This is a genomic window from Deefgea tanakiae (assembly GCF_019665765.1).
GTDB lineage: Bacteria > Pseudomonadota > Gammaproteobacteria > Burkholderiales > Chitinibacteraceae > Deefgea > Deefgea tanakiae.
This window is the reverse complement of record NZ_CP081150.1, coordinates 3501451-3521406: the sequence shown is the minus strand read 5'-3', so window position 1 is coordinate 3521406 and position 19956 is coordinate 3501451. Positions and strand designations below refer to the sequence as shown.

At 48.6% G+C, this 19956-nt stretch carries 19 protein-coding genes; 1 reads left to right on the top strand and 18 read right to left on the bottom strand.

What is annotated here, in order from left to right; all coding sequences use genetic code 11:
* Positions 1-107: 107 nt before the first annotated feature.
* The 15 genes from ftsZ to mraZ form a co-directional block, all read right to left on the bottom strand.
* The gene (ftsZ, locus tag K4H28_RS16405; RefSeq protein ID WP_221006202.1) at positions 108-1286 is read right to left on the bottom strand and encodes a cell division protein FtsZ; all 1179 of its coding nucleotides are present in this window, start codon (positions 1284-1286) and stop codon (positions 108-110) included.
* Between the two features lie 43 nt (positions 1287-1329).
* Positions 1330-2562 (bottom strand): cell division protein FtsA, encoded by a 1233-nt coding sequence (ftsA, locus tag K4H28_RS16400; RefSeq protein WP_221006201.1) that lies wholly within the window; start codon positions 2560-2562, stop codon positions 1330-1332.
* Positions 2563-2653: 91 nt separating this feature from the next.
* Positions 2654-3442: a cell division protein FtsQ/DivIB gene (locus tag K4H28_RS16395; protein ID WP_221006200.1), complete on the bottom strand. Its 789-nt coding sequence runs from the start codon at positions 3440-3442 to the stop codon at positions 2654-2656.
* Between the two features lie 150 nt (positions 3443-3592).
* Entirely contained in the window at positions 3593-4498 is a 906-nt protein-coding gene (locus tag K4H28_RS16390; RefSeq protein ID WP_221006199.1) for a D-alanine--D-alanine ligase, read from the bottom strand.
* On the bottom strand, positions 4495-5889 hold the full coding sequence (murC, locus tag K4H28_RS16385) for a UDP-N-acetylmuramate--L-alanine ligase (protein WP_221006198.1): 1395 nt from the start codon (positions 5887-5889) through the stop codon (positions 4495-4497). Before murC ends, K4H28_RS16390 begins: the two co-directional genes overlap by 4 nt.
* Positions 5886-6953: an undecaprenyldiphospho-muramoylpentapeptide beta-N-acetylglucosaminyltransferase gene (gene murG / locus K4H28_RS16380; protein WP_221006197.1), complete on the bottom strand. Its 1068-nt coding sequence runs from the start codon at positions 6951-6953 to the stop codon at positions 5886-5888. The genes murC and murG overlap by 4 nt, the downstream gene beginning before the upstream one ends.
* Positions 6950-8137, bottom strand: a complete 1188-nt coding sequence (ftsW, locus tag K4H28_RS16375) for a putative lipid II flippase FtsW (protein ID WP_221006196.1) — start codon at positions 8135-8137, stop codon at positions 6950-6952. Before ftsW ends, murG begins: the two co-directional genes overlap by 4 nt.
* Complete coding sequence (murD, locus tag K4H28_RS16370) at positions 8137-9534, bottom strand: UDP-N-acetylmuramoyl-L-alanine--D-glutamate ligase (RefSeq protein WP_221006195.1); 1398 nt, start codon at positions 9532-9534, stop codon at positions 8137-8139. The genes ftsW and murD overlap by 1 nt, the downstream gene beginning before the upstream one ends.
* A 6-nt stretch (positions 9535-9540) precedes the next feature.
* Positions 9541-10626, bottom strand: coding sequence for a phospho-N-acetylmuramoyl-pentapeptide-transferase (mraY, locus tag K4H28_RS16365; protein ID WP_221006194.1), 1086 nt, complete (start codon positions 10624-10626; stop codon positions 9541-9543).
* Positions 10617-11990 (bottom strand): UDP-N-acetylmuramoyl-tripeptide--D-alanyl-D-alanine ligase, encoded by a 1374-nt coding sequence (locus K4H28_RS16360; RefSeq protein WP_221006193.1) that lies wholly within the window; start codon positions 11988-11990, stop codon positions 10617-10619. Before K4H28_RS16360 ends, mraY begins: the two co-directional genes overlap by 10 nt.
* The gene (locus K4H28_RS16355; protein WP_221006192.1) at positions 11990-13477 is read right to left on the bottom strand and encodes a UDP-N-acetylmuramoyl-L-alanyl-D-glutamate--2,6-diaminopimelate ligase; all 1488 of its coding nucleotides are present in this window, start codon (positions 13475-13477) and stop codon (positions 11990-11992) included. The genes K4H28_RS16360 and K4H28_RS16355 overlap by 1 nt, the downstream gene beginning before the upstream one ends.
* On the bottom strand, positions 13474-15327 hold the full coding sequence (locus K4H28_RS16350; protein WP_255573565.1) for a peptidoglycan D,D-transpeptidase FtsI family protein: 1854 nt from the start codon (positions 15325-15327) through the stop codon (positions 13474-13476). Before K4H28_RS16350 ends, K4H28_RS16355 begins: the two co-directional genes overlap by 4 nt.
* Positions 15327-15626 carry a cell division protein FtsL gene (gene ftsL / locus K4H28_RS16345; RefSeq protein ID WP_221006191.1) on the bottom strand — a complete coding sequence of 100 codons (300 nt, stop codon included), beginning with the start codon at positions 15624-15626 and terminating at the stop codon, positions 15327-15329. Before ftsL ends, K4H28_RS16350 begins: the two co-directional genes overlap by 1 nt.
* A complete protein-coding gene (gene rsmH / locus K4H28_RS16340) occupies positions 15623-16564 on the bottom strand; it encodes a 16S rRNA (cytosine(1402)-N(4))-methyltransferase RsmH (protein WP_221008079.1) in 942 nt (313 codons plus the stop codon). Before rsmH ends, ftsL begins: the two co-directional genes overlap by 4 nt.
* A 5-nt stretch (positions 16565-16569) precedes the next feature.
* Positions 16570-17007, bottom strand: a complete 438-nt coding sequence (gene mraZ, locus K4H28_RS16335) for a division/cell wall cluster transcriptional repressor MraZ (RefSeq protein WP_221006190.1) — start codon at positions 17005-17007, stop codon at positions 16570-16572.
* 338 nt (positions 17008-17345) lie between these two features.
* On the opposite strand from mraZ, the gene K4H28_RS17005 reads away from it, so the two are divergent.
* A complete protein-coding gene (locus tag K4H28_RS17005; protein ID WP_444542511.1) occupies positions 17346-17513 on the top strand; it encodes a protein MIGRI in 168 nt (55 codons plus the stop codon).
* On the opposite strand, the gene K4H28_RS16330 is transcribed toward K4H28_RS17005, so the two are convergent.
* From K4H28_RS16330 to K4H28_RS16320, 3 genes are all read right to left on the bottom strand, one after another.
* Positions 17510-17827, bottom strand: coding sequence for a hypothetical protein (locus tag K4H28_RS16330; protein WP_221006189.1), 318 nt, complete (start codon positions 17825-17827; stop codon positions 17510-17512). The two genes, K4H28_RS17005 and K4H28_RS16330, sit on opposite strands and share 4 nt — an antisense overlap.
* Before the next feature lie 114 nt (positions 17828-17941).
* On the bottom strand, positions 17942-18799 hold the full coding sequence (gene rpoH, locus K4H28_RS16325) for an RNA polymerase sigma factor RpoH (RefSeq protein ID WP_221006188.1): 858 nt from the start codon (positions 18797-18799) through the stop codon (positions 17942-17944).
* A gap of 198 nt (positions 18800-18997) precedes the next feature.
* A complete protein-coding gene (locus K4H28_RS16320) occupies positions 18998-19924 on the bottom strand; it encodes a methylenetetrahydrofolate reductase (RefSeq protein WP_221006187.1) in 927 nt (308 codons plus the stop codon).
* Positions 19925-19956 lie beyond the last annotated feature (32 nt).

The following is a 19956-nucleotide window of genomic DNA, read 5'->3' as shown; positions in this document are numbered from 1 at the left end:
TATCAGTCCTAGGCAAAAGACTGAGCAAATCATTTCAATCAAAACGATTGATTCAAGCTATTTGGCTAAATCAATCGCCAGCGAACTGCGTCGCTGAATATCAACACTTAATCCGCTTGGCGACGCAAGAATGCCGGGATATCCATGTCGATATTGCTCATTGCAGGGCGTGCAGCGGCTTCAGGTGCACGATTGCCACGATTATTACGCCAAATTGCTGGGGTATCGTAGGCTTCTTCATAAGCTTGATTATCAGTGCCAGTTTTCAAGGTTTGGCTGCTGCTCACCACAGTCAATGAAGGCGTGCTAATCGCTTTGCCACCCAAACCGGTTGCCACCAAAGTCACGCGGATTTCGTCTTCACCCAAGGCTTCGTCGTAAACCACACCGTGTTTTACCAATGCGCCGTCTGCGACGTGCGATTCGATGATTTCAAGCGCTTGACGCGTTTCTGATTTTTTCAATTTACCAGGAGCTGTTGAGAAGTTCACCAACACGCCACGGGCGCCTTTAAAGCTGATGTTGTCCAAAAGTGGGCAACGAATCGCTTCTTCAGTCGCGCGGATTGCACGGTCTGGACCGGTCGCATGAGCTGAACCCATCATCGCCATACCCATTTCACGCATTACGGTTTTCACGTCGGCAAAGTCAACGTTGATCAAACCTGGGTATTGAATAATCTCAACGATAGAACCGACGGCATTGCGAAGCACATCATCCGCTGCGCGGAATGCCTCATCAATCGTCACATCATCGCCCAAAACTTCTTCAAGCTTTTGATTTGAAACCACAATCAATGAATCAACATAACGAGCTAATTCATCAATACCGGCTTGCGCTACTTTTTGGCGGCCGCCTTCATCCAGACCAGGCTTAGTCACCACACCCACAGTGAGAATGCCTTTCTCACGAGCGACTTGTGCGATCACAGGTGCTGCACCAGTACCGGTACCACCACCCATACCGGCAGTAATAAATAGCAAGTCAGCACCTGAAATCAATTCAGCGATGCGTTCGCGATCTTCTTCCGCAGCTTGGCGACCGATTTCTGGATTACAACCAGCACCGAAGCCTTTTGTAAGCTGAGCACCCAGCTGAACCACGTTATCCGCTTTAGACTGTTTTAATACCTGCGCGTCGGTATTAGCCGAAATAAAATCGACGCCATGCGATTGCATCGCATGCTCGATCATATTATTGATTGCATTGCAGCCTGCACCGCCAACGCCAATCACTTTGATATTCACGTGATGTGAAACCTCTGGTACTTCAATTAATAATGCCATTTCCACTCTCCTCTTGCCCGATTTTACCGCTTACCCGAATATTTCAGAAGTTATTTTGAAACCATGACTTCATTCTGCCGAAAACATCACCCATTCCACCTTCTTTACCACGATGATTTGGCGCTTTTTGCATTTGTTGTCGCGCCAAAATCAATAAACCGACCGCCGTTGAGTAGCGCGGATTTTTAACCACTTCAGCCAGACCGCCCACATAACGTGGCAAACCTAAACGCACTGGCATGTGGAATATTTCTTCGGCCAAATCAGTCATACCTGGCATCAATGAAGCGCCGCCGGTAATCACAATCCCGCTCGACAAACGATCTTCGAAACCAACTCGGCGTAGCTCTGCCTGCACAAAGCTATATAATTCTTCAACACGCGGTTCAATGACTTCAGCCAAAGTGTGGCGGCTCATTTGTCGCGCACCACGCTCACCCACGCCCGGTACTTCAATCATCGTTTGTGGATCGGTCATATGACGCAAGGCCACACCATGTTGAATCTTGATGTTTTCTGCTTCACCTGTTGGTGTACGTAATGCCATTGCCACATCATTTGTGATTTGATCACCGGCAATGGGAATGACCGCCGTATGACGAATCGAACCACCAATAAATACTGCGATATCCGTCGTACCACCGCCAATATCGACTAAACATACACCAAGGTCTTTTTCATCTTCGGTGAGTACGGCATAGCTTGAAGCCAAGGGTTGCAACACCACTTCAGCGATTTCCAAACCACAGCGGCGTACGCATTTGGTAATGTTTTGCACTGCAGACACTGCACCCGACACAATGTGCACGCGAACTTCTAAACGTACACCCGACATGCCCAACGGCTCTTTTACGTCTTCTTGTCCATCAATCACATATTCTTGCGACAAAATATGCAGCACTTGATGGTCGGTCGGAATATTGACAGCGCTAGCTGTTTCAATCACTCGATCAATATCAGCTTGAGTGACTTCTTTATCTTTAATCGCCACCATGCCGTGTGAATTCAGGCTCTTGATGTGGCTGCCAGCGATACCGGTATACACTTCGCTGATTTTGCAGTCGGCCATTAATTCAGCTTCACCGAGTGCGGATTGAATGGCGGCGACGGTTTTTTCAATATCAACCACCACACCGCGCTTCAAGCCTTTCGACGCAGCAGAGCCAAGACCCACAACATTCAATGAGCCGTCTTCCTTCACATCAGCCACCACCGCGACCACTTTTGAAGTCCCGATATCTAGCCCAACGATGAGGTTTTTTGCATCCCTAGTCACTGACAGCCTCTTTTACAATTCTTAAGGTTTAACTTTAAATAACACAGCTAACTTATTACTTTTAATTGACTTATTAAGTCAAAAGCATAAATCATGCCGAAGCTTTAGTCGCTTTTGGTTTTGCGACAGACGGCACGACCTTCACTGCACTTCCTTTTCCTGCAACCGGCTTTTCAATCGGGTGGTAACTCGGCAAACGCACTGCAAAGCCATTTGGATAGCGCAAATCAACATATTCAAACGGCTGCTGCAAGAGTGCCAACGTGCTCGGGTAGGCTTTTACAAAACGCGTGACCCGATCAACCGGATCATCTCGCCCTACTTCCACAATCAGTTGCTTGTCCAATTCAAAGCGCCAAGCTCGGCGCTCAGATAGCCACAGCTTTGTTGGTGTTCTTCCTAAAGGCGCCAACGCGACTTTTAGCCGTTGAAACCCTTCCACCATAATCTTCTCAGTACCATCAGGCCCTTCCAACACAGGCAAATGATCGCCGCTAGCAGCATCAAATTTTTCGCCGTGTGAATTGAGTAAGCCTGCTGTTCCCCACCGGGCAACCGCCTTATGCTCTTCAATATTCACTTCTAAGCGATCAGGCCAGCGGCGACGCACTTCAACTTGCCGTACCCAAGGTAACTTTTCAAAATTTTGCCGGGTTTTATCCAAATCCAGCGTAAAGAAAGTCCCTTTTAACTCATTCTTAATCACGTACTGCAACTGCTCACGCGTGACATGGGTTAAATCACCATCCACCTTGATTTTGCGAACCGGAAACAAAGGCGAATGCACCGCCAAAAATAACAGCGAGTAAAACAGCAGCATCAATGCCAAAGCAGTCAGCAAATTTGCAAACCACATCAATAGCTGCGGCTTATTCCACATTTGGAAAGTCTGCAGCGTGTGGATGCGAAAACTGCACAAGCATATTGATTCCCTAATTGGTGCTTTAAAGCACCGCCCCTTTCTGGGTATATTAATGCATTCAAATTATAACAAGAGTTGCAAGGATATACCCTTACAAATCAACATATTTCACAAAGTTGTTGCTAAAATTTTCATCACTAGTGATTCGTAACTCAAACCGGCCTCACGCGCGCACATTGGGAACAAACTATGCGTCGTCATACCGGGTGCCGTATTGGCCTCAAGCAAGTAAATCTTTCCGTCTTCATCCGTTAGAAAGTCGATCCGCGCCCAGCCAGTCGCCCCCAAAATACGGTAAGCTTTTTCGGCCAAACTCCGTGCTTGCTGCTCTTTTTCGCCTGATAAGCCTGATGGGCAGTGATACACCGTATCGTCACGTATGTATTTCGATTCGTAATCGTAAAACTCTGTTTGCGGAATGATTTTCACCGTTGGTAACGCTTGACCATCCAAAACAGCGCATGTGTATTCACCGCCACCAATATTGCGCTCTGCTAAAACGACGGATTTATGCTGTGATACCTCAGCCCACGCGGCATCGACATCAAGTAATGACTTCAACTTTACAACGCCAACGCTTGAACCTTCATTCGCAGGCTTCACAAACAAAGGCAAACTAAGTTCTTGCGCAGCAAGTTTTAACTCTTCCGCACTTTCAACGATCCGGTAATCCGGCACTGGCAAACCTGCAGCTTCCCACAGTAATTTGGTACGCCATTTATCCATACCAATTGCAGAAGCCATCACTCCGCAGCCGGTGTATGGCACACCAAGAAACTCCAATGCCCCCTGAATCGTGCCATCTTCGCCACCACGACCATGCAAAATTAGAAATGCGCGATCAAAACCTTCTGCTTTCAACAATTGCAGTGGCTTTTCAGCGGGATCAAATGCATGAGCATCGATGCCACTTGCTTGTAATGCTGCTAAAACACCGGCGCCACTCATCAAAGACACTTCTCGCTCTGCTGAACTACCACCCATGATGACGGCTACTTTTCCATACTGATTCATTTCACCATCTCACTTAACAATTTCGGTGTATTCCCAATCGTTCCGGCGCCCATCGTGACCACCACATCACCATCACGGACTGCGGCAAGGATTGCCGCTGGCATATCGGCAATGTTCTCCACAAACACCGGCTCTACCTTGCCAGCCACACGTACCGCACGAGCAAGTGAGCGGCCATCAGCGGCAACAATCGGCGCTTCGCCAGCGGCGTAAACCTCGGCAAGCAACAGACCATCGACGGTATTGAGTACTTTGACGAAATCTTCAAAACAATCACGCGTTCGCGTGTAGCGGTGCGGCTGGAATGCCAACATCAACCGACGCCCTGGGAAAGCACCTCGCGTGGCGGCCAAAGTCGCCGCCATTTCCACCGGGTGATGACCATAATCATCGACTAAGGTAAATGAACCACCAGTTTCAAGCGCCACTTCGCCATAACGTTGGAACCGACGACCTACGCCTTGGAATGAAGCCAATGCTGCGACAATCGCCGCTTCATCTGCCCCCACTTCAATCCCAATCGCAATCGCAGCCAAGGCATTGAGCACGTTGTGCATGCCGGGCATATTCAAGGTCACGGCCAAACGGCGTGATTCGCCGTTTTCCCAAACTGCATCAAAGCGCATCTGGCCGTTATCGGCCACGATGTTTTCCGCGCGCAACATTGCATCTTCAGCCACGCCATAAGTGGTAACTGGACTGGTGACTTTCGGCAAAATTGAGCGCACATGTGGATCATCGACACACAAAATCGCCCGACCATAAAATGGTAAATGGTGCAGGAAATCGATGAAGGCTTGCTTCAGCTTTTCAAAATCATGTCCATAGGTATCCATATGATCGGCATCGATATTGGTCACCACAGAAATCACCGGCGTGAGCATCAAGAAAGACGCATCGCTTTCATCCGCTTCGGCAACCAAAAAGTCCCCTTGCCCCAATCGTGCATTCGAGCCGGCGGCATGCAATTTTCCACCAATCACAAAGGTCGGATCCAGCCCGGCAGCTTCAAGCACACTCGCGCTCAGACTCGTCGTTGTCGTTTTTCCGTGAGTACCGGCAATTGCGATGCCTTGCTTAAGGCGCATCAACTCAGCCAACATCATCGCGCGTGGCACTACTGGAATTTTGCGTTTGCGCGCCTCAACAACTTCGGGGTTGTCATCTTTGACCGCGCTTGAAATCACCACCACATCCGCGTTAGCAACGTACTCAGCGGCATGGCCGTGAAATACTTCTGCGCCCGCAGCTGCCAAGCGTTTGGTAGTTGCGCTCACGCCCAAATCGGTACCGCTCACCTCAAAACCAAGATTCAACAACACCTCGGCAATGCCGCTCATGCCAACGCCGCCAATACCTACGAAATGTATGCGTTTTACTTTATGTTTCATTCTGCCAATTCTTTAATCACTGCAACGACTGCGTCCGTTGCATTAGGTTGTGCTAACACTCGCGCGGCTTTTGCCATTTTCAGGCAACGCTCTCGAGTCATTTCTTGAATTAATTTTGCTAATTTTTCAGGGCTACTTTCTGTTTGTGGCAATAAAACGCCAGCCCCAGCATCGCTGAGGAATTTTGCATTTCCAGTTTGATGGTCATCCACAGCATATGGAAACGGCACCAATACACTTGCCGCGCCAATACAAGCCAATTCCGCGACCGTCAAAGCGCCGGATCGACACAATACCAAATCTGCATCGGCGTACGCTTGCGCCATATCACCAATAAAAGCAACGCAATTGGCATTCACGCCAGCTGCGACGTAATTGGCTTTGAGCGTCTCAATATGCTTTTCACCTGATTGATGCGTCACTTCAGGCCTAGCATTCTCAGGAATCAAAGCCAAAGCTTGCGGCAGTTGTTCGTTGAATACTTGTGCACCCAAACTTCCGCCTACAACTAAAATTTTTAATACTCCAGAGCGCTCGGCAAATCGCAGTTCCGGCCCTGCCACAACATTCATTTCAGCGCGTACCGGATTACCGACACAATCCGCTTGATTTGGGAACGCGGAAGGAAATGCAAAGAGCACTCGATTAGCGATTTTGGACAGTACTCGATTGGTCAAACCAGCTACCGAGTTTTGCTCGTGTATCACCAAAGGTAACCAGCACATACGCATGGCGAGGCCGCCGGGAAAGCCCGTAAAACCACCAAAGCCAATCGCCACATCAGGGCGACGACGGAAAATCAAATTCAACGCATGCAACAATGCCTTCGCCTGCACCCATGGTTGGCTCAGTTTTTTCAACAAGCCCTTGCCACGAACACCCGTAATATCCAAGGTCACCAAATCAATACCATGCTGCGGAACGACACGCGTTTCCATCGCGTCTTTTGCGCCCAACCACACCACATCCCAGCCTTGAGCACGCACCGCATTTGCCACTGCAAGTGCGGGGAAAATATGTCCACCTGTACCGCCCGCCATCACCAAAAGGGTACGTTTTTTCATACGTTATACCCCCGAATCATTTGGCGATTTTCATAGTCAATTCGCATTAAAAAACCCAAAGCCAATAAGTTGGCAACAATCCCAGAGCCGCCAAATGAAAGTAAAGGCAAGGTCAACCCTTTAGTCGGCATCACGCCCATATTTACGCCAATATTAATCACAGCCTGAAAGCCAATCCAAATACCCACGCCTTGCGCCGCTAATGATTGCCAATGCCGCTCTAATTTATTGGCTTGCACGCCAATTGCAAACGCGCGAAAGACTAAAAAGGCAAACAAAGAAATCACAATAGCCACACCGACAAAGCCAAATTCTTCAGCAATAATCGCCATTAAAAAGTCAGTGTGCGCTTCAGGTAAATACGACAATTTCTCAACACTTAATCCCAAGCCAACACCGGTGAACTCACCACGTCCAAATGCAATCAGCGAATGACTTAATTGATAACCTTTACCGTACGGATCTTGCCAAGGATCTAAAAATCCTAAAACCCGAGCACGGCGATATGGACTCGTTGCAATTAAAGTAAAAAAAGCGCCACCCAAAACAACAATCAAGCCGGCAAATAATTGCCAACTAAATCCAGCTAAAAATAAAATGCCGACCGCAATCGCAGTAACCACAATGAGCGCGCCCATATCGGGTTGTGCCAATAAAAGTCCGCCCACCACAGTCATCACGATGGCCAATGGAAATAAAACTTTTGAGAAACTCTCTGAAATTTTGGCACTCATGCTGCTATTTTTACGCACACTGTAATCAGCGGCATACAGCACGACAAAATACTTAACTAATTCAGATGGCTGCAAATTAATTACAAATAAACTCAACCAGCGGCGACTACCGTTTACTTCTCGGCCAATGCCAGGAATCAATACCAAGATCAGTAAAACAATGCCGCCAATAAACAAAATCGGAGAGTATTTACGCCAAGTTTCACTTGGGATATTGTATGCAATAAAAGCCGCTGCGCACCCCACGAGTAGAAAAATGGCATGACGAATTAAAAAATAATTCGATTTAAATCCCGTATCTTTATCTACTTCCGCCATCGCAATCGAAGACGAGTACACCATCACCAAACCAATCGTCAGCAGCATCACGATGCACCAGAAGAGCGTCTGATCGTAGGCGCTCATCGTGGGCTTCATTCGCTTCATGGCTTGATAAAAGATTTGACGCATTAATGCTCCAAACCTTTGACCGCTGCAATAAACACTTCTGCACGATGGTGATAATTTTTAAACATGTCCAAGCTGGCACAGGCGGGCGAGAGCAATACCACATCACCCGTTTCTGCAAAATTGCTCGCCACCGATACCGCCATCTCTAGTGACGGCACCATCATCACCGGCAAGTAATTGTCATCATCATCTGGCAAGTATGCTGAAGTCGCTTCATTGAGCACTTCGGCCAAAGCAGGTGCATCGCGCCCAATCAGCAACACTGCACGACAAATTTGCTCGCACGCCTCAAGCAAAGGAGAAAAGTCTTGCCCTTTACCATCACCACCTGCAATCAGTACCACGGGACGAGTCATGCCTTTGAGTGCCGCTTCAGTTGCGCCTACATTGGTGCCTTTTGAGTCGTCGTAATAAGCCACGCCATTAATTTCAGCGACAAACTCAACCCGATGCGGCAAACCTTTGAAGTTTTTCAGCGCTCTAATGAGCGGCTCGATTGGCAAACCCGCTGCGCGGCACAAGGCAATTGAAGCCAAGGCATTCACCGCATTATGCAAGCCCGCAACCGGCAATTGAGAAGCTTTCATCAACTCGATATCGCCGCAACGCAGACTAAAATCACCGTCTAATTCAAGCAATCCATATTCAGAACCATTACGTGGCGTATCCGCACCAAACCATATAACTTCTCTTGCTTGGCGAGCCATACCCCGGCACCAGCCATCTTCGCGATTCAGCACCTGCATGCCTACACCAGCAAAAATACTGGCTTTGGTCGCTGCATACTCTTTCATTCCAGCGTAACGATCTAAATGATCTTCAGAAACATTGAGCACCGTCGCCGCGACGGGAGCTAAGGAACGCGTTGTCTCCAATTGAAAACTTGATAGTTCGAGCACCCAAATATCAGGCCACTCACCACGCGCTTCCCACTCAGCCAATGCGGCCAAGACGGGGACGCCGATATTGCCGGCCATCACGGTTGTTTTTCCGGCGGCCTCGCACATTTGCGCCACCATCGTTGTCACGGTCGATTTGCCATTAGAACCAGTAATGGCAATCACTTGGCTCGGCTTACCCACTAATGCTTGCGCCAATAACTCAATATCACCCAAAACAGGTACGCCATGCGCTATAGCAACGGCGATTTCTGGTGTTGCCAATGGCACACCAGGGCTGGTGATGAGCATGTCGGCATCGGCGAATGTATCGACATTGAAAGAACCAAGTCGCAACGCAACACCTGGCAACTCAGCCTGTAAATTAGCTAAATTGGGTGGTGTGCTGCGACTATCAGCCACCGTTACACGCGCCCCTTTAGCGACCAACCAACGCGCAGTGGCCAAGCCCGTATCACCCAAGCCAACCACGATGCAATGTTTTGCAGTGAGTTCCATCTTCGCCTACCGTAGTTTCAAGGTGGCTAAGCCTACCAAGACCAAAAGCATGGTGATAATCCAGAAACGAACCACCACTTGGGTTTCTTTCCAGCCCTTCAATTCATAGTGATGATGCAAGGGTGCCATTCGGAACACCCGCTTGCCCGTCATTTTGAAACTTGCAACTTGGATCATCACCGAGAGCGCCTCAACGACAAACACGCCGCCCATAATCAATAAAACGATTTCTTGACGAACAATCACCGCCACCACGCCTAAACCGGCACCAAGCGCCAACGCGCCAACGTCGCCCATGAAGACTTCAGCCGGATAAGCGTTGAACCATAAAAAGCCCAAGCCTGCGCCAACAATTGCCGCACAGAAAACAATCAATTCACCTGCACCCGCCACATGGGGAACACCAAGGTAAGTTGCAAATTTAAAATTGCCTGCCACATAGGCAAAAATACAAAACGCGCCAGCGACCAACACCACCGGCATAATCGCCAAGCCATCCAAGCCATCGGTAAGATTGACCGCATTACTCGTCCCCACAATGACGAAATAGGTCAAGATACAAAAACCAATGGCACCAAATGGATAAAGGATTTCTTTGTAAAATGGAATAATGAAACCGGTATTGCTCGCATCACTACCAAAGTTAACCAAAAATAAACCCGCACCAATCGCAATTGCCGATTGCCAAAACATTTTGGCCTTGGCCGACAAACCCTTTGGATTTTTGAGCGCTACTTTTTTGTAATCATCAACAAAACCAATCACGCCCGTAGCCAAGGTCACGACGAGTACCAACCAAATGTATTGATTACGCAAGTCGCCCCACAGTAAGGTAGTCAGACCAATCGATAGCAAAATCAGCGTGCCGCCCATCGTAGGCGTGCCGGCTTTAATCAAATGCGTTTGTGGGCCATCATCTCGTACTGCTTGGCCAACTTTTAACTCAGCTAATTTGCGAATTACCCATGGGCCTAAAGTCCATGAAATCGTCAAAGCGGTAATCGTTGCCAAAACTGCACGCAACGTTAGGTAATTAAATACATTAAAGGCGCGAACCGATTCGCCGAGCCATTGCAACAACATCAGCAACATGGCTGTACTCCTTCTAAAGCAATAACAACTTCTTCCATTCGCATAAATCGCGAACCTTTTACTAAAACGTGTGATTGCTGTGTCACGGCTTGAGTGAGTGCGAGCAATAAATCAGCTTTGTTTGCAAAATGCTGAGCGCCTTCGCCAAATTCAGCTACGGCGTGAGCCATGTGCTCGCCAAGGGCAAACAATGCGCCGATGCCTTGATGGCGTGCATATGCGCCGATTTCAGCGTGACGCTCTGCCGCATCCTCGCCAACTTCGCCCATATCACCCAATACCAGCACCGTTGGCTCGGTACTGCTTGCACCAATCGCAGCTAATACATCAACCGCTGCGCGCATTGAGTCGGGATTGGCGTTATAAGTGTCATCTAAAATACTCGCGCCATTAGCAGCACGTTTAGCTTGCAATCGGCCCTTAACGCCACCCCATGCTGATAATCCCGTAGCAATATCAGCCAATGGAATTTGCAAAGCGATGGCCGATGCTGCTGCAGCCAGTGCATTGCGGACATTGTGTAATCCCGGCACGACCAGTGATACTTCTGCTGAGCCCAACGGCGTCGCCAATTTGAATACACTGCCACTGGCCAATAGTTGAACTTGCTCGGCAGAGATTTCTGCGTCTTGTAAACCAAATGAGATTTGTGAATGCGAGCTGGCTAATTCACGCCAGAAACCTGCAAACTCATCATCGGCATTGATAATGGCTACGCCATTACCGACCAAGCCAGCAAAAATCTCACCTTTTGCTTTGGCAACTCCCGCAACTGAACCCAAAGCTTCTAAGTGCGCTGCGCCCGCGTTATTCACCACCGCTACGTCTGGACGCGCAATATTAGTGAGGTAATCAATCTCGCCAAAATGGTTCATCCCCATCTCGGCCACGACAAAACGATGCTCAGCACGAATTCCCAATAGCGTTAACGGCAAGCCAATATGGTTATTCAAATTGCCTTTGGTCGCATGCACCAAGTCGGCGCTACCGGCATTCACCGCCAGAATCGAAGCCAACATTTCTTTTAGCGATGTTTTACCATTACTGCCAGTAATTGCCACTAACGGTTTTGCCGCATGCCTTGCACGCCAATACCCTGCTAACTCACCCAAAGCCAACAAGGTATCAGCGACGATAATGCAATTGCCGTCCACGGCATGCTCAACCATCACCGCAACCGCACCTTGTGCGAATGCTTGCGCGACAAAATCATGCGCATCAAAACGCTCACCTTTGAGTGCAACAAACAAATCACCCGCGCGAATGTCGCGGCTATCCGTGGTGACGCGCATAAACACCAACTCAGGATTTCCCTGTAGCTTGGCATTGAGCGCTTGCGCAGTTTCCTGCAAATTCAACATCATTACTTCCTTATTACTTTTTTCGCCAATGCGGCACTTGCGACTTCTACATCATCAAAATGTTGGCGTACGCCCATAATTTCCTGATACGTTTCATGCCCTTTACCAGCAATCAAAATCACATCCGTACTCGCTGCCATATCAATGGTGTCGCTAATCGCATGAAATCGATCCGACTCAATTGCATAATTGGCATTGCCCGTACCGGGAACGCCTTCAACACCCGCTACAATTTGTTCAATAATCTCACGCGGCTTTTCTGTACGCGGATTGTCACTGGTCACCACGACGGCATCGGCTAATCGGCAAGCGATTTCCCCCATCAATGGGCGCTTACCCGTATCTCTATCCCCGCCACAACCAAAAACACAATAAAGGCGTGAATTCACAGGCATCGCCTCACGCAGTGTGAGCAAGGCTTTTTCCAGAGCATCAGGCGTATGGGCGTAGTCAACCACCACCATCGGCTTGCCAAAACCGCCCAGACACTGCATCCGGCCTGGTGCAGAACGAATCTGGCCTAGGACACGGCATGCGTCTTCAAGCGCGACACCATCAGCTAGCAATACGCCTAAACACGCCAGTAAATTACTCACGTTAAAGCGCCCAAGCAGCGGCGAATTGATAGCCGCTTCACCCAAAGGAGTGTCAACGACCAAAGAAAGACCATCGAGTGACGATTCAAAATGCTTTACGCGTAAATTCCCTTGGCTAAAGCCATAGGAATACACTTTTGGCGCGGTGGTGAATTCTAATAACTCTCGACCGAAAGCGTCATCGGCATTAATTACAGCCGTTTGCAAACCGTCCCATTCAAACAGCTTGGCTTTTGCTGCCGCATACGCGGCCATCGTGCCGTGGTAATCCAAATGATCGCGGGTTAAATTGGTAAACACCGCCGTTTTAAACGGCACACCATGCGCCCGCGCTTGCACTAAACCGTGTGAAGAAACCTCCATCACGGCATGCGTCGCACCATGCGTGCGAAATTTAGCTAACCAATTCTGTACGCCAATCGGATCTAGCGTGGTGTGCGTTGAGCTTTCGAGCTCACCTAAAAAACCATTACCCAGCGTACCCAGCACGCCAGTTTTATTTCCCAAACTGTCAAACGCTTGCGCCAACCAATTGGCAATCGATGTTTTACCATTGGTGCCGGTAATACCCACTACAGGCATCAACCCAGAGTCATTATTTAATATGGCACACGCAATGATACCCGCCTGATATCGCAAAGCAGGCACGGCTAAATTCTTAACATCCCAAGCTGGATTCCATGCAAAATCCTCTTCTTCCCACACTACAGCCGCTGCGCCATTCGCGATGGCATCTGCGATAAACTGACGGCCATCGGCATACTCGCCCTGAAAAGCAAAGAACACATCCCCCGCCACGACCTTGCGGCTATCGACGACCATAGGCCGACCACCGACTAAATCAATCACCGCAGACAAATCAAAGGCAGGCAATTCCCAGCTCGCAGGCTTCATGTCTCTTCCTTTACTTCTAATTCTTGACTCGGTAAGAAAATATTGGTGGTTGGCGCATCTGGCGGTACGCCAAGCATTCGCAAACTACCCGCTACGACACTACTAAAAATCGGTGCTGCAACTAGACCACCATACCGTAAAGCAAAGCTTGGCTCATCAATCATGATTGCTACAATCAAGCGAGGATCAGAGATCGGCGCCAAACCCACAAAAGAAGCAACCCGCGCAGTATCTGAATACGCGCCGTTAACTAATTTTTTCGCTGTGCCTGTTTTGCCACCGACTCGGTACCCAACGACCTGCGCTCGGGTTGCCGTACCCCCTGGCAAAGTCACCATCTCCAACATTTTTCGCACTTGCTCTGCCGTCTTGGCTGAAACCACCTGCTTTCCTGGTGCTGGTGCTACCAACTTGGTAAAGGTCACCGGATGAATTTCGCCATTGCCTGCAAACAACTGATACGAGCGCGCCATTTGCATCAAGCTAACCGACATCCCGTAACCAAAACCCATGGTGGCCTCTTCAATCGGTCGCCAATTTTTCCAAGGTCTTAAGCGCCCAGCAGCTTCACCTGGGAAACCGGTGTGTGGCACTTCACCAAAACCAACGTCTTTATAAAAATTCCAAGCCGCTTCCCTATCCATCATGAGTGCCATTTTGGCCGTCCCCACATTGGAAGACTTCTGCATAATGTGCTCAACCGTTGCAGCTCCGACGGGGTGATCATCCTTCACCCTATTCGGGCCAATCGCCATCGTGCCATTACCCGTTTGGATTACGGTCTGTGGCGTCACTTTGCCCGCATTGAGCGCCATCGCTACGGTAATCGCCTTCATCGTTGAGCCTGGCTCATACAAATCAGTCAAAGCGCGGTTCCGCTTATGCGAGGGGTCAATCTTGGCTCGGCTGTTCGGGTTGTACGATGGCGCATTGGCCAAGGCCAATACTTCACCCGTACGTGCATCCAGAACCACAATCGCACCACCCACTGCGCCCGATGTTTCAACGGCATTTTTCAATTCTCGGTAGGCCAAATACTGAATCCGGCGATCAATCGACAATTGCAAAGTTTGTCCTTCTTGTGGCGGAATAATCGTTGAAACGTCTTCAACGATGTAACCACGCCGATCTCGAATCACAGTTCGAGAGCCAGGCTTACCTGCCAGCATTTTTTCACGCGTTAATTCAAAACCTTCTTGGCCTTTACCATCAATATCGGTAAAGCCAATAATGTGCGCCATCACCTCACCTGCGGGGTAATAGCGCCGATATTCAGTTTGCGAATACACGCCAGGAATTTTCATTGCCATTAATGACTTGGCATCTGTCGGCGAGATATGACGCTTTACCCACAAGAAATCAGACTTAACCTCTTTGCCCTGAGAATTTTTTCTTGATGCACTGAGCTTTTTCAATAATTCATTCGGTGCTAACTGCAAATGCTTTTCTAATTTTTTAATCTCTTCCAGCGACATCGGAATCAGCTCATCGTCATTCGCTGGCTTCCAATCAACAGGTCGTGTTTGTCCTGCTGATAAAACCGCCATACTGCGTGGGCTCATCCAAATCGACTGCACTGGCGTCGAAATGGCCAATGGCTCACCATTTCGATCGGTAATCATGCCGCGATTGGCTTCAAGCTTTAAAGTGCGGCGGTAACGCGCATCACCTTGGTCTTGCAAAAATCCGTCATTCCAAACTTGTAAATACAGCCCGCGCCCCAACAAACCACTCAAGAGCATCAGTAAACCACCGAGCACGACCCATACTCGCCAACGTTCTAACTTGGCTTTTGGTGGACTGCTAAATCTTGCGCCTCGATTTCCGGCTGCTTTACTCATTAAGGCCATTACAAATCTTTGACCTCAGGTTTTTTTACCACTTGGCCATGCTCTAAAATTACTTGCGTACGATTTGAAGGTGCAACTTGCATCCCTAAATTATGCTGCGCTTCTTGCTCTATCCTCGAGTGCATGGCCCAAGTACTCTGCTCTAGCTGCAATTGCCCCCATTCAACATCGAGTTTTTTAGTGAGCACATCTTCTTTTTGCAGCTCAATAAATAACTTCCTGGCTTTATGGCGGCTGGTCACCACAGCCAAAGCGCAAATCACCAAAACCGCTAACAAAAACATATTCAAGCGGGTCACAATGGCCCCGCTGTACGCTCAGCAATACGTAAAATGGCGCTACGCGCCCTTGGGTTTTGTTTTAATTCTGCTTCAGTAGCGCGAATCGGTTTGCCCATCACACGCAGTGGTGCTTCAGCGATTTCACTCGCCCGCACCGGTAAACGAGATGGCAAATGGTCACCCTTTGCAGCATCCTGAATGAAGCGCTTCACAATTCGATCTTCTAGGGAGTGAAATGCAATAACCGACAAGCGACCACCAATTTTTAGCAACCCCAAGGCTTGTGGCAGTGTTAACGAAAGCTCTTCAAGCTCGCGATTGATGTAAATCCGTACAGCTTGGAAGGTACGCGTCGCCGGGTTCTGGCCCGGCTCGCGGGTACGGACTGCCGTTGCCACGACCTCGGCAAGTTCTCCTGTTGTAACAAAAGGTTCGCTTGCCCTACGCGTAACAATCGCTGCTGCAACCTGCCGAGCAAACCGTTCTTCGCCATAATCTTTTACCACCTCTGCAATTTCTTTTTCTTCGGCAGAATTAAGCCACTCTGCCGCCGTCATGCCCCGCGTTGTATCCATACGCATATCCAGCGGCGCATCAAATCTAAAACTAAAACCACGCGAACCGTCATCCAACTGCGGCGATGACACACCCAAATCCATCAACAATCCATCAATCTGAGTGACGCCTAATTTCGCCAACGAGTCTGCTAAGGTCACAAAGCCTTCATGGACAATCGTAAAGCGTGGATCAGTAATCGTTGCGGCTTCGGCAATCGCATGCAAGTCTTTATCAAATGCGATTAAGCGGCCATTTGGGCCGAGTTTTGACAAAATCAACCGTGAATGACCACCACGACCAAAAGTACAATCGACATACACACCATCCGGCTGAATCGCTAACGCGTCGACAGCCTCATTGAGTAATACCGTGCAATGCACGAAGTTCGCTGTTACCACTTCACTCAAAGCACAATTCCTTGCATGTTATTTTGCAGCTCCAGTGGGTCCATCGCCATTGCTAGATCAGTAACGGCGTTCCACTTGGCTTCATCCCACAATTCAAACTTATTACCCATACCGACTAAAGCGACTGCTTTATCCAGTTGAGCGCGCTGGCGCAATGCCGGAGGCACCAAAATACGGCCTGACGTATCCATCTCAATTTCTTCGGCATGACCCACGATCAAACGCCGTAGACCCATTTGCGGGCCAGAGAGCGTGTTCAACTGGTCTCGCACCGGAATCCAATCCGGTTCTGGATAAATCAGCAAGCAACCGGAAGGCTCAACAGTGATGACTAGTTTTCCTTCTGAACGGGCAAGCAGGGCGTCACGATGCTTGGCTGGAATCGCCAATCGCCCTTTACTGTCCAAATTCATCGAAGAAACGCCACCAAACATCTTGTGCCAGAACCTATTGCCGCAGACTTACGGCCTAAAAATCAATCATTCTACCTTCGCCGCGATTTTAACGAATTTATCACCACAAAAGTACACTTTTATCCACTTTCCCCCACCGAAACTCACTATAGAGCAAAAAAAAAACCGGCACAAGTTGTGCCGGAAATTTTGTGTTTTGATACAATGATTTAGCGATAAAAATAATTTCTAAACAAAAGTCTTTTAGAATAAGCCTCAAGGTCACACAAGTTAAAGTAAAATCTTAGGCAATTTCACAAAACTTACAAACTCCACCAAAAAATCCCGACAGCCGGACATCTAGAGCCAATTCAGAACCCATGAGCGGTAAACTACTTTATATTTTTCTCTTCATTTTAGTTTGCTGTGTAGGATGGCGAATGCTGCTGCCATCGCATCGCAAAGAATTGCATCGGATCAGCAATATCAGCGCCAGCGTCTTAGTTGCCGCCAGCATCATTGCGCTGATTTGGCAGCTACTCCGCTAAACGCGACACGAAAAAGATCGCAACTCTAATTCATCAGTTTGGCGTCGGCCCTCACGTCGACGATCTACGCGCACCCGCGTATCCAGCATCGCGGATTGCCTTTCATTGCGTCGATCGCTGCCTCGCCGCTCTTGGTGAGTACGGCGCTCAGCGCCATCCCACAGCCCAACTGATAATTTTTTCTTGCGAATATTCGTTGAGGGATTTCGGGAATAGAGATCCGATTGCGGTAGCGAAGCAGTTAGCTCGCTCGATGTTTGAACAACATAGTCAGCAAACCCTTGAGCTCGCTGTAAAAACTTAACCGATTTCATGAAATTTATCTATTTATTTCAAGGACTTACCCTATTATCGTCTAAGTTTAGCTTTTCTTGAACTCAAAAATAAAAAAGGACGCCTAGGCGTCCTTTTCATCACGACTTAAATAACTAAACCGTAGCAGGCAGCAGCACTTGTTTCATCTTCTGTAGTGCTTTAGTTTCAATCTGGCGAATACGCTCTGCAGAAACCTGAAACTCCGCCGCCAAATCATGCAAAGTCAAAGATTCCCCTTCATCAGTCAGCCAACGGGCTTCGATAATCCGACGGCTTCGTTCATCAAGTCCATCCAACGCCTCAACAATCCCCGTAGATTGCAAACGATCCGTACTAGCGCGCGCAATAGCTGCAGTGGGTTCATTATGACTATCAGCAAGCCAATCAATTGGCGCGTAGCCATCATCATCACCATCATCAGCAACCAAAGAAACGTCTTGCCCCGTCATTCGGGTTTCCATTTCGAGAACTTCTTCAGGCTTCACACCCAAATCATCGGCGATCTCTTTGGCCTGTGTGTGCGTTAAAGCGGCAAAGCTGGTTTTCATTGAGCGCAGATTAAAAAACAATTTACGCTGTGCTTTGGTCGTTGCAATCCGCACCAAGCGCCAATTGCGCAAAATATATTCGTGAATTTCAGCTTTAATCCAATGCACGGCGAATGAGTATAAGCGCACGCCACGCGTCGCTTCAAAACGTTTCACCGCCTTCATCAGGCCAATATTACCTTCTTGAATCAAATCCGCCTGCGGTAAGCCGTAGCCACTATAACCACGCGCAATCGAAACCACGACGCGCAAGTGGGACATCACCAACTGGCGTGCAGCTTCCACGTCACCATTTTCTTGATGGCGCGTAGCCAAATCGTGTTCTTCTTGCGGCGAAAGCATAGGAACGGCGTTAACACGCTGAATATAGCGCTCAATACTATCGCCAACCGATAGTGTTGAAAGTGTCATCGCATTGCTCATTGCTTTATTCTCCTGTCAATCAAACCTGTTACTCACCCTACACATAAAATATTAGCACTCAAACAGTGAGAGTGCTAATTGTGTTTTTAGTTCCACTCTATTCAATCACATGCATGCGTCATTGTGCACGGTAATTGTTACTATCCAAGTCATAGCCGTATTCAATCTGCCGAACGGCGACTCTTCATCCTCAAGCCACTACGCAGCGCGATCACAGACCGCAAACATCGCTTTAATATCATGCACCAGCTGCAGCGATGCCTCGATCTCATCCTTGCGAATGGCGACACTTTCAATATTGCAACCTATGGGTATACCCTTCTCCATTGCGTAGGATAATATCTCCGAAAAGATACCCTTGCACAACTCTAAAGACTTAGCAAGAATATCTCCCGAATGAACTAAGTCATTTTCCAGCCACTTGGGGATGCTAATTCCTAACCATTTCATGAATTCCAAAGTTTTAATCGACCCGCATGGCGTGATGGTGAAGATAATCGGCACCATTGCTAAGCCCTGCTTTTGGCAATCATAATAGTAATCGGAAAGAAAATTCTTTGCCGCCTCAACGTTATAAGCGCACTGCGTTATAAAAAACGAACAACCCTCGCTCACTTTGCGGCTCACGCGTAAATGCTCATCATTTTTAAGCAAGTGACGCTCTGGAATAGCAACCCCTCCCACCAATAACGCTGGATTCACTTCACGACGCAAGGCATAAGCTTGAGTCACAGACAGGTTGACATGCTGCTCACGCGAAGCGGCACCAACAAACACTGAAATACCGCGGTCCATGGCGACCAAATCAGCACTCAACTCCTCAGCTGAGTATTTACCCACGCAGCGATAATTGATTTTAGGAATCGCCAAGTCGGCCAAGTATTCACGGCTATAAAGCAGCGGGTCGAGCGTGGCCATAAAAGGAAAGGGCCGCGTAACATCGGTTCGTTCGGCCTCATCTTGAATATCGTACAGCACCAGACCATCAACACCCAAAGGTGCAATTCGCTCGATTTGCACACGCGCAATCTCTGCTATTTTTTCAGCCGAATTGTTCGCCTTCGGCGGCGTAATACCATATAAAACAATGCCGTTTTGGCGTTGGCGAATTTTTGTTTGAAGCATATCTAAACCGTAAAAAAGAACAGCAAAATCAG

What these genes read in the sequence shown, in the direction of transcription:
- ftsZ (WP_221006202.1), bottom strand. Translation starts at nt 1,286, where the DNA reads ATGGCATTATTAATTGAAGTACCAGAGGTTTCACATCACGTGAATATC.
- K4H28_RS16395 (WP_221006200.1), bottom strand. Translation starts at nt 3,442, where the DNA reads ATGTGGAATAAGCCGCAGCTATTGATGTGGTTTGCAAATTTGCTGACT.
- K4H28_RS16390 (WP_221006199.1), bottom strand. Translation starts at nt 4,498, where the DNA reads ATGAATCAGTATGGAAAAGTAGCCGTCATCATGGGTGGTAGTTCAGCA.
- murC (WP_221006198.1), bottom strand. Translation starts at nt 5,889, where the DNA reads ATGAAACATAAAGTAAAACGCATACATTTCGTAGGTATTGGCGGCGTT.
- murG (WP_221006197.1), bottom strand. Translation starts at nt 6,953, where the DNA reads ATGAAAAAACGTACCCTTTTGGTGATGGCGGGCGGTACAGGTGGACAT.
- ftsW (WP_221006196.1), bottom strand. Translation starts at nt 8,137, where the DNA reads ATGCGTCAAATCTTTTATCAAGCCATGAAGCGAATGAAGCCCACGATG.
- murD (WP_221006195.1), bottom strand. Translation starts at nt 9,534, where the DNA reads ATGGAACTCACTGCAAAACATTGCATCGTGGTTGGCTTGGGTGATACG.
- mraY (WP_221006194.1), bottom strand. Translation starts at nt 10,626, where the DNA reads ATGTTGCTGATGTTGTTGCAATGGCTCGGCGAATCGGTTCGCGCCTTT.
- K4H28_RS16360 (WP_221006193.1), bottom strand. Translation starts at nt 11,990, where the DNA reads ATGATGTTGAATTTGCAGGAAACTGCGCAAGCGCTCAATGCCAAGCTA.
- K4H28_RS16355 (WP_221006192.1), bottom strand. Translation starts at nt 13,477, where the DNA reads ATGAAGCCTGCGAGCTGGGAATTGCCTGCCTTTGATTTGTCTGCGGTG.
- K4H28_RS16350 (WP_255573565.1), bottom strand. Translation starts at nt 15,327, where the DNA reads ATGGCCTTAATGAGTAAAGCAGCCGGAAATCGAGGCGCAAGATTTAGC.
- mraZ (WP_221006190.1), bottom strand. Translation starts at nt 17,007, where the DNA reads ATGTTTGGTGGCGTTTCTTCGATGAATTTGGACAGTAAAGGGCGATTG.
- K4H28_RS17005 (WP_444542511.1), top strand. Translation starts at nt 17,346, where the DNA reads ATGAGCGGTAAACTACTTTATATTTTTCTCTTCATTTTAGTTTGCTGT.
- K4H28_RS16330 (WP_221006189.1), bottom strand. Translation starts at nt 17,827, where the DNA reads ATGAAATCGGTTAAGTTTTTACAGCGAGCTCAAGGGTTTGCTGACTAT.
- rpoH (WP_221006188.1), bottom strand. Translation starts at nt 18,799, where the DNA reads ATGAGCAATGCGATGACACTTTCAACACTATCGGTTGGCGATAGTATT.
- K4H28_RS16320 (WP_221006187.1), bottom strand. Translation starts at nt 19,924, where the DNA reads ATGCTTCAAACAAAAATTCGCCAACGCCAAAACGGCATTGTTTTATAT.